Origin of the sequence: Mycobacterium sp., assembly GCF_049281135.1 — a bacterium.
Lineage (GTDB): Bacteria > Actinomycetota > Actinomycetes > Mycobacteriales > Mycobacteriaceae > Mycobacterium.
On record NZ_JBAPRN010000184.1, the window covers coordinates 1 to 7,887 of the forward strand.

Genomic DNA, 7,887 nt, shown 5'->3' on the forward strand with positions numbered 1-7,887 from the left:
GTATCAATGAGTCTGTGCCAAACGATTCGGTATCTGCGAGAACTGTGTACAGCTCCCACTTCTCACCGGCGGGTCCGGTCACCCACACCTTGTCCTGGGTCGCGAAGCAGCAGGTCGTCCCCAACTCCTGTTCGGTGAACATTCCCTCATTGGTCAGGCGGGCAATCTGGGTGTGGACGGCGGCGCTCGACTCCACCTCGACGCCGAGGTGATTGAGAGTTCCACCGTGGCCGCGGTTTTCGATGAGGACGAGCTTTAACGGCGGCTCGGAGACGGCGAAGTTTGCGTAGCCCGGCTTGACCTTGGCCGGCGCGATGTTGAACAGCTTGGAGTAGAACGCGATGGCCTCATCGAGGTCATCAACATTGAGGGCGAGTTGAACGCGGGCCATGACAACTCCGACCTATGTGGCTTATATCGAACTGCTGACTCCCCCGATGATGCCACCTCTTCGATATATGTCAATCTTTGTGGCAGGATGGTCGCATGCCGAAGACGTTGCCTGCGGTCGATATGTCCGCGCCGGTGTGCTGCTCGCCGGTGGCCGCTGGACCTGTCGACGACGCCGCCGCCTTATCAATTGCGTTGCGGCTCAAGGCGTTGGCGGACCCGGTGCGAGTGAAGCTGGTCTCGTTGCTGTTCAGTTCGGATGCCGGCGAGGTGTGCAGTGGCGACCTCGCGTCGGCAGTCGAATTGACCGAGTCGACCGTGAGCCATCACCTGTCCCAGCTACGCCGCGCAGGTCTGGTCGAGTCCGAACGACGCGGCATGAACGTCTACCACCGTCCGCGCCGCGACGCGCTCGTCGCACTGTGCACGGTGCTAGACCCGAACTGCTGCCGCTAGTCAGTCGTCGGCACCGCAACAAGCGGCTCAGTGTTGTGGGTCAGGTGCGAGACTGCCGTCGGACGCGATGTGGGCGAAGATCTGCTGGATCAAGGTGAGCACATGGGGATCGTCGACGGTGTAGATGTGGCGGCGGCCGTCTCGGCGCGCGCTGATCAGTCCGGCCAGGCGCAGCTTGCTCAGGTGCTGGCTCATGGTGGCAACACCGACACCGGTACGTTCTGCCAGGGTGCTGACGTCGTGGACGTCTTGGGCGGCAAGCCACAGCACGTGTAGCCGTGTCGGGTTGCTCAAAAGTGTGAATGTGGCGGCGGCCGAGGCTAGTTGCGGCCGGGTGGGTTCGGCTCGCGGAACCACGTTCGCGGCTTCGGGTGGCCGTACTTTTTGCTTTGCCATGGCGGCATCCATTCTTACGCACTGGTGAGGATGGGATTCGCCTCTTCAAACATTTTAACACTTGCGAATATGACGAAACGTCGTCAAACTGGAACGGTCCGTCGGCGAACGTGCCGAACTCCTACGCATCGAGATCGCGAGGCACAGACATGACTTCTCCAATCAACGAGGCGTCCGCCGCGGTCGCCACCCCCCACGTGCGTTCGTTCCGCCCGCTGCGATCACTGATCGCCGGCCTTGTCCTGGCGGTCGCGCCACTGAGCGTCATCGGAGTAGCGGCCCCGAGCGCACACGCCGATTACGCCGTCGACAGCGGCAGTTTCCACGGCGCGCTCTCTTCCAGGGGCATCACCTTCACGTCCACGCAAGCCGCGACCGCCGCCGCTCGCGAGGTCTGCGGCGAACTCGATCAAGGTGTGCAGGCGAGTGACGTCGCGAACAATGTGATGACACAGTCTGGTTTGGACGGCTATCACGCCGGGTTTTTCGTCGGAGCCAGCATCGCCGCGTTCTGCCCACGCCATAGCCAGTAGAACCAACCACATTCGAAGCTGGCCAAACCTGTTGCACGGCATAGGTAATCAGGCGGCCACAACTCTTCTGTTAGCGACTCGCTGTGAGTTTGCGCTTGCGCGTTGCCAGGGGCCAACGGACTCGTTTCCCACACAGTGAACCGAGCGCAAGGCGCCGATCAGCTGGCCAGAGCCCGCATCGCTGTGCCCACGATGGCGTCGGCGTCGGCCGGCGTCAATCCTCCGTGCCCGGTCGCCCTCCGGTACATCGCCGGCCCGAAGATGAGATCCAGCGCAACCTCGGGGTCAAGATTCGGATCCAATTCGCCGCGGGCGACTCCGCGGTCCCAGATCGTCCTCACCGCTTCTCGGCGGACGTTCACCTGGTGGGTTCGTATGCGCTCGCGTTCAGTTGGGTAGAACTGCGACTCGCCCACGAGTTGGGCGTAGATCAAACCGAGTGGACTGGAGTAGAAGCCCATCATGCCGCGCAACGTCAGGCGGAAATCTTCGGCCGCTGACCCGGTGTCGGGCACTGGCGCGTCGGCCATCATCTGGTGCAGGAACGCGTCGATAGCCACGGCGGTTCTGTTCGGCCACCATTTGTAGATGGTCGCCTTGCTGACCCCGCTGCGTGCCGAGATCCGGTCGACCGATGCCCTGCGCAGGTCGTCCTCCAGCATGAGTTCCATGGCGGCTTTCAAAACGGCGTAACGGTGTTCCTCGCTGCGGGGTCGACCGCGCGTTCGACTTGGGGCCATTCCTCAAGTTTCCCATCCGTCGTTGGTACAAACCTAATTACTAGACGTCCCGCTGTGAGTTCGCTTCTGCGCGTTGCCAGGAGCCCAACAGGACGTGCAACATCTGACGTGGATTTCTCAGATCCACATCAGACATCCTTCAGGCACGTCTCAGCCGTACCTCGAATGTTCGTAAAGGGCCCCTTCATGCAGCGCGATCTTCAACCCTGGATCACCACTGGTGTCGTTCTCGTGGGCGCCAGCCTGATCGCCGTCAATCCGGTGGCTACACCGCGGCCTGACGTGCAGCACCGACAGGTCCGGCTCGTCGACTACGACGAGTTCGACTTATCTCAGCTGGTCAGCACGAGCGAAGCCAACTGGTCCGGGTTGGAATCGGTTCTCGGCAGCAGCAATTGGCTGACCGACCCAGACATCTCCCAAGGTCTCAGCACAGTGCTGGGCGATCTGTCGACCGGCACCGCGAACCCGGTGACCAACCCGATCTCACTGCTCACCGAGGGCGCGCTGCTGCTCACCAGCGGCGGCGACGCGTCCAACGCCGCCTCCACCGCGCTGACGGCCGTCACGGACAACGTCGAATCGGCGCTCAGCAGCGGGGACTACTCCGCGGCGCTCACCGACCTCGAAGACGGGCCCAGCACGGTCCTGTACGCATTCCTCAACGGCTACCCGGAAACCGTTGGCTCCGGGCTGATTTCACCCGAGCTCGGGCTACTCACCAACACCACCGACGGCGCGGCCACCGGCCAGATCGACGCCCTTCAACAGCTGAGCAACACCATTGCCGACGAGTTGTCCGCGGTCGGCGGCGGCAATGTGACGACGACCCCGACCCTGATAGAACCAGGCTCCCTGGACATCGCTGTCAACGTCAGCACAATCCTCAACGACCTCGCCCCCAGCGGCACTCTCTCCCTGCCGGTCAGCCTGGACAGCCTGCTCAGCGACGCCGCCCCCGGCGGCACGCTCAGCCTGCCGGTCTCCGTCGACGATCTCCTCGGCGACGTCGCACCCAGCGGGAGCCTCACCCTGCCGGTCAGCCTCGACAGCCTGCTCGACGGCGCTGCTCCCGACGGCACTGTCTCCCTGCCGATTTCGCTGGACGGGCTGCTCAGCGATGCCGCCAGTGATGGCAATATCACTGTGCCGGTCACCATCGACGCAGTCCTCGGCGACGCCCTCGGCAACGGCGGCAGTATCAGCGTCCCACCGATATCCGTCGACACAATCGTCAACCTGCTCGGCGATCCCTCCTACACCATCAACCTCGGCATCGCCAAAGAAACCGTCTCCCTCCAAACCTTCATTAACGACCTCGGCATCGGCAACGAGACCATCACTCCCCCATCCATTTCCGATGCCACTGTCCTCAGCGACCTCGAGTCGGCGCTCGGCAGCTCCGGCAACCAGGACATCACCGTCTCCGTCAGCAGTCTCGAGAACCTTCTCGGCGCCGCCGGCAGCCAGGACATCAGCGTCTCCACCGCCACCCTCGAGGGGCTGCTGGGCACCTCCGGCAGCAGCGACATCACCCTGTCGATCTCCGACTTGCAGACGCTTCTCGGCAACGCCGGCAGCCAGGACATCAGCTTGTCAGTCAGCACTCTCGAGTCGCTCTTCGGCGCGGCCGGCAGCTCGGACATCAGCATCCCGGTTAGCACCCTGGAGGGGCTCTTCCCCAGCACGCTGAGTCTGGACCTGGACATCCCTGACGTGACCGGGGGCGCCGTGCCGACCTACGACGTGGACCTGGCTCAGGACCTGTTGGCCGCGCTCGGCAGCATCGCACCGGTGTCGTCGGATCTCTCGAGCCTGTCGGGCACCGACCCGACGCTCGACGTGACATCCCTGTTGACCAGTGTTGTGACCGACCTAGGCTTGCCGGTCTCGATTACCGGTGGCGATCTCACAGTGAACCTCACGGGCCTTGCGTCGGAACTGCTCGCCGGCCTGGTGCCCTGAGCTCGGACGCGGCGTCGGCGGGCGGGAGGACCCGTCGGCGCCGCCCGGGTTGTGTCAGCCGATCACAGCAAGGCAGTCGCGGGCGATCGCCAGCCTCTTGAGGTCGACCGAAGGCTGCCGTTCCTGTTTCACGTCAACGGTCGCACGCCAGTATTCGAATGTGCTTCTCTTCACTCGGTGACGACGGACTCAACAGTCGCCGGTAGTTGCCAACGCCCTGCTGGGAATCGAGATGCTGCGGGCCCAGTGCTGGTCGTTCATGATCGGTGCGTCGTTGTTCGCGGTCGGTACAGCGCCGGAGTTCGCGGCGTTTTGCGGTGCGGGCGCCAGGAATCTGCTGTGCCTCATGGGCTCTTGGTTTTTCACTAGCGCCGCACTGATCCAACTGTTGCTTGGGTTGACGATCGAAACCCAACAACATCTTGAGCCAATGCCCCGTCGATGCACGCCTTGGCGCGCGACACACCCGGAGGCCTTCGGACGCGGTGGTTCCCCAGCGGACAACACACGCCCTGAACTGCTCAAAATCTGTGGAGCTAAGGGGAATCGAACCCCTGACCTTCTCGATGCGAACGAGACGCGCTACCAACTGCGCTATAGCCCCTGACCGGTAGATCAGGCTACCAGTCGCGGCTGGCCTCGCCGAACCGCTATTGCCCCACCGCTCGCGGCAAGACCCTGTCCCAGTCGTAATCCCGGGCGGCGTAGGGCGCGTAGTCGAGATGCTCGAAGATCGGGTCTTCGTCGTCGATCTCCAGCACGACGGCGCCGGGACGTCGCAACCGGGACGGAACAACGTCGTATTCGCGGTCGTAGGTGTTCTCCACACCGAGCTGCGAGCGTGCCATCCGCTGCATCCGGCGGCGCTGCACCCGTTCCTCGATCCGGGTCTGCCTGCGCAGGTAGCCCAGGTAGAGCACGGTCGCAGCGGACAGGGTGCCGAAGAACCACCACGCCGTGGAGGTCAGCAGGAAAGCCGTCGCCGCTGAGAGGACCAATGTCAGCGCCATGACCATCAGTACCCGCTTGCGGGCCGCGTATTTGCGGGCAACGATCGCGGCGGCTTTGTCTGCGTCATAGCGATACCGCCGGCCGAATGGCGGAGTTGTGGTCCTCAGCGGCTCCGCGCCGATCGGTATTCCTGACGTGTCGTCGACGTATTCGTACTGATCGGCGTCGTCGTCGAACGCTTCGCCCTCGTCGTCGTACTCGAGTTCGGGATCGACCTCGGTGTTCGTGTCCTCCACGGTCTCGTCGTCGACTACCGCGCCCGTGCTCACCGGCAACACTTCCGAGTCGGGGCCGACCGCATCGAAGTCGAGATGGTCGGGGGCCGCATCCTCGACCGAGGCCGCTGAAACCGTCACGACGCGCGACGGCGAGGCGTCTTCGGTCTCGTCACTGTCGACGTCGTCAAGGTCGTCGCCGTATTCGTCTTCCTCGGGTTGCCAGTCGGGGTCGCTACGATGGCCTGCCGCCGGCCCACCGCGCTTGATCAGCCGGGCAGCCCTGGCGCTGTTGAGCACGCGGGTCGCCAACGCCACGTCGCTGGTGCGCCGCACCGCGTCGCGCTTGCTGACCAACATGGGGACCAGCACGAACAGCCAGAGCACCACGAGCGAAATCCACAACAACGACTGCGGGATGCTTGGCATAGCGACCCGCTCCTTTCCCGCAAGACTCAACCGGTGGCCGGCGCTGCCGGCCGAGGCACGCTCAGATCAATTACACATCTGTAATTTACCTCTGACAAGCATCATTAGTCACAAAAGTCACGTTGGTAACACGACACGCCGCGTAATTCGGTCGGATACCGGGACTACGCCCAGCCGGCGTACCCGTCGCGCACCAGGGCCGACGTCACCGTCCCGTAGACCTCCTCGACCGTCAAGCCGACCAAGAGGTGGTCGCGCCAGCCGCCGTCGACCTGAAGGTAGCGGCGCAGCAACCCCTCCTCGCGAAACCCGACCTTTGCCAGCACAGCCCGGCTGGCCGCATTCTCCGGCCGGACGGTGGCTTCCACGCGGTGCAACCTGACCGGGCCGAAGCAGTGATCGAGACCCAGCGCCAAGGCTCCGGTGGCGACGCCGCCACCGGTCACCGAACTGGAGACCCAGTAGCCGATCCAGGCCGACCGCAGCGCGCCGTGCGTGACGTTCCCGACCGTCAGCTGCCCGCAGAACTCGCCGTTCAGCTCGATCACATAGGGCAGCATCCGGCCGTTGCGCGCTTCGGCCCGCAAGCTCGAACACACCGCTGGCCACGTCGAAACCGAGTGTCGCGCAGTCCAATCGACTTCGGTACTGGGTTCCCACGGCTCCAAATGGTGCCGATCGGCCAGCCTCGCGCGACTCCATTTCGAGGCGTCGCGTAGGCGCACCGGGCGCAGCCGGATCGTCCCGGCGGCGACCCGCAACGGTCCGACTGAAGTCGGCCAGCCGGGGTGCTGGGAGTTCGAGCGAAACAGGTTCACGTGCCGATGCCACCAGGCCCTTTCAGCCGCGCTGAGCCAGAAACGCGACTTCGACGACCTCGCCGGTGCGGATCTGCTCTGCATCACGCGGAATCATGACCAGACAATTCGCCTCAGCCAGCGTCGCCAACAGGTGCGACGAGGCGCCCGGCGCCCCACCCAGCGCCTGCACCAGATACTCGCCGGTGTCCTGATCGCGCATCAGCTGTCCCCGTAGGAACCCTTTGCGGCCGGCGATCGAGGTGATCGGCGACAGCGTGCGTGCCTGCACGACCCGGCGCATCGGCTGTCGCTTTCCCAAGGACAACCGGATCAGCGGCCGGACCATCACTTCGAAGACCACCAGCGCGCTGACCGGGTTGGCGGGCAGCAGAAAGGTCGGCACACCGTCACGGCCCAACTGCCCGAAGCCCTGAACGGAACCGGGATGCATGGCGACGCGGGTGACTTCCATTTCGCCGAGCTCGGCGAGCACCGATCGCACCGCCTCGGCCGCCGCGCCGCCGACCGCGCCGGCAATCACCACGATCTCGGCCCGATTGACCTGACCCTCAACGACTTCGCCGAGTTCTCGTGCGTCGCTGCTGACGATGCCGACCCGGTTCACCTCCGCGCCCGCGTCACGCGCGGCGGCGGCCAACGCGTAGGAGTTCACGTCGTAAACCTGTCCGTTGCCGGGCGTTCGCGAGATGTCGACCAGCTCGCCGCCCACCGCGAGCACCGATACCCGCGGGCGCGGATGCACCAGGACCCGGTCGCGGCCCACCGCCGCCAACAGTCCGACTTGGGCGGCGCCGATGATCGTCCCGGCCCGAACGGCGACGTCACCGGGCTGCACGTCGTCACCGGTGCGTCGCACATAGGCACCGGACCGCACACCGCGCAGCACCCGTACCCGCGACTGCCCGCCGTCAGTCCAGCGCAACGGCAACAC

At 64.7% G+C, this 7,887-nt stretch carries 10 protein-coding genes and 1 tRNA gene; 3 read left to right on the forward strand and 8 right to left on the reverse strand.

Annotated features, from left to right (window positions below):
• Positions 1–391: ArsI/CadI family heavy metal resistance metalloenzyme (locus tag WAN02_RS07380; RefSeq protein WP_422263510.1), on the reverse strand; the 391-nt coding region annotated here is incomplete at its 3' end.
• A 95-nt stretch (positions 392–486) separates the two neighbouring features.
• On the opposite strand from WAN02_RS07380, the gene WAN02_RS07385 reads away from it, so the two are divergent.
• On the forward strand, positions 487–846 hold the full coding sequence (locus WAN02_RS07385; protein ID WP_422263511.1) for an Rv2640c family ArsR-like transcriptional regulator: 360 nt from the start codon (positions 487–489) through the stop codon (positions 844–846).
• A 27-nt stretch (positions 847–873) separates the two neighbouring features.
• Here the strand turns inward: WAN02_RS07385 and WAN02_RS07390 are convergent, their stop codons facing one another.
• Positions 874–1,242 carry an ArsR/SmtB family transcription factor gene (locus WAN02_RS07390; RefSeq protein ID WP_422263512.1) on the reverse strand — a complete coding sequence of 123 codons (369 nt, stop codon included), beginning with the start codon at positions 1,240–1,242 and terminating at the stop codon, positions 874–876.
• A 149-nt stretch (positions 1,243–1,391) separates the two neighbouring features.
• On the opposite strand from WAN02_RS07390, the gene WAN02_RS07395 reads away from it, so the two are divergent.
• Positions 1,392–1,775: a DUF732 domain-containing protein gene (locus WAN02_RS07395; protein WP_422263513.1), complete on the forward strand. Its 384-nt coding sequence runs from the start codon at positions 1,392–1,394 to the stop codon at positions 1,773–1,775.
• A 158-nt stretch (positions 1,776–1,933) separates the two neighbouring features.
• On the opposite strand, the gene WAN02_RS07400 is transcribed toward WAN02_RS07395, so the two are convergent.
• Positions 1,934–2,446 carry a TetR/AcrR family transcriptional regulator C-terminal ligand-binding domain-containing protein gene (locus tag WAN02_RS07400; RefSeq protein ID WP_422263514.1) on the reverse strand — a complete coding sequence of 171 codons (513 nt, stop codon included), beginning with the start codon at positions 2,444–2,446 and terminating at the stop codon, positions 1,934–1,936.
• Positions 2,447–2,701: 255 nt separating this feature from the next.
• Here WAN02_RS07400 and WAN02_RS07405 point away from each other — a divergent pair, with 255 nt between their 5' ends.
• Positions 2,702–4,480, forward strand: a complete 1,779-nt coding sequence (locus WAN02_RS07405) for a hypothetical protein (protein WP_422263515.1) — start codon at positions 2,702–2,704, stop codon at positions 4,478–4,480.
• A 189-nt stretch (positions 4,481–4,669) separates the two neighbouring features.
• Here the strand turns inward: WAN02_RS07405 and WAN02_RS07410 are convergent, their stop codons facing one another.
• From WAN02_RS07410 to glp, 5 genes are all read right to left on the reverse strand, one after another.
• Entirely contained in the window at positions 4,670–4,828 is a 159-nt protein-coding gene (locus WAN02_RS07410; RefSeq protein WP_422263516.1) for a hypothetical protein, read from the reverse strand.
• Between the two features lie 183 nt (positions 4,829–5,011).
• A tRNA-Ala gene (locus tag WAN02_RS07415) sits at positions 5,012–5,084 on the reverse strand.
• 46 nt (positions 5,085–5,130) lie between these two features.
• On the reverse strand, positions 5,131–6,135 hold the full coding sequence (gene glpR / locus WAN02_RS07420; RefSeq protein ID WP_422263517.1) for a gephyrin-like molybdotransferase receptor GlpR: 1,005 nt from the start codon (positions 6,133–6,135) through the stop codon (positions 5,131–5,133).
• A gap of 164 nt (positions 6,136–6,299) precedes the next feature.
• Positions 6,300–6,953 carry a GNAT family N-acetyltransferase gene (locus WAN02_RS07425; RefSeq protein ID WP_422263518.1) on the reverse strand — a complete coding sequence of 218 codons (654 nt, stop codon included), beginning with the start codon at positions 6,951–6,953 and terminating at the stop codon, positions 6,300–6,302.
• 22 nt (positions 6,954–6,975) lie between these two features.
• Positions 6,976–7,887, reverse strand: a 912-nt coding sequence (gene glp / locus WAN02_RS07430; RefSeq protein WP_422263519.1) for a gephyrin-like molybdotransferase Glp, incomplete at its 5' end; no start/stop codon positions are given.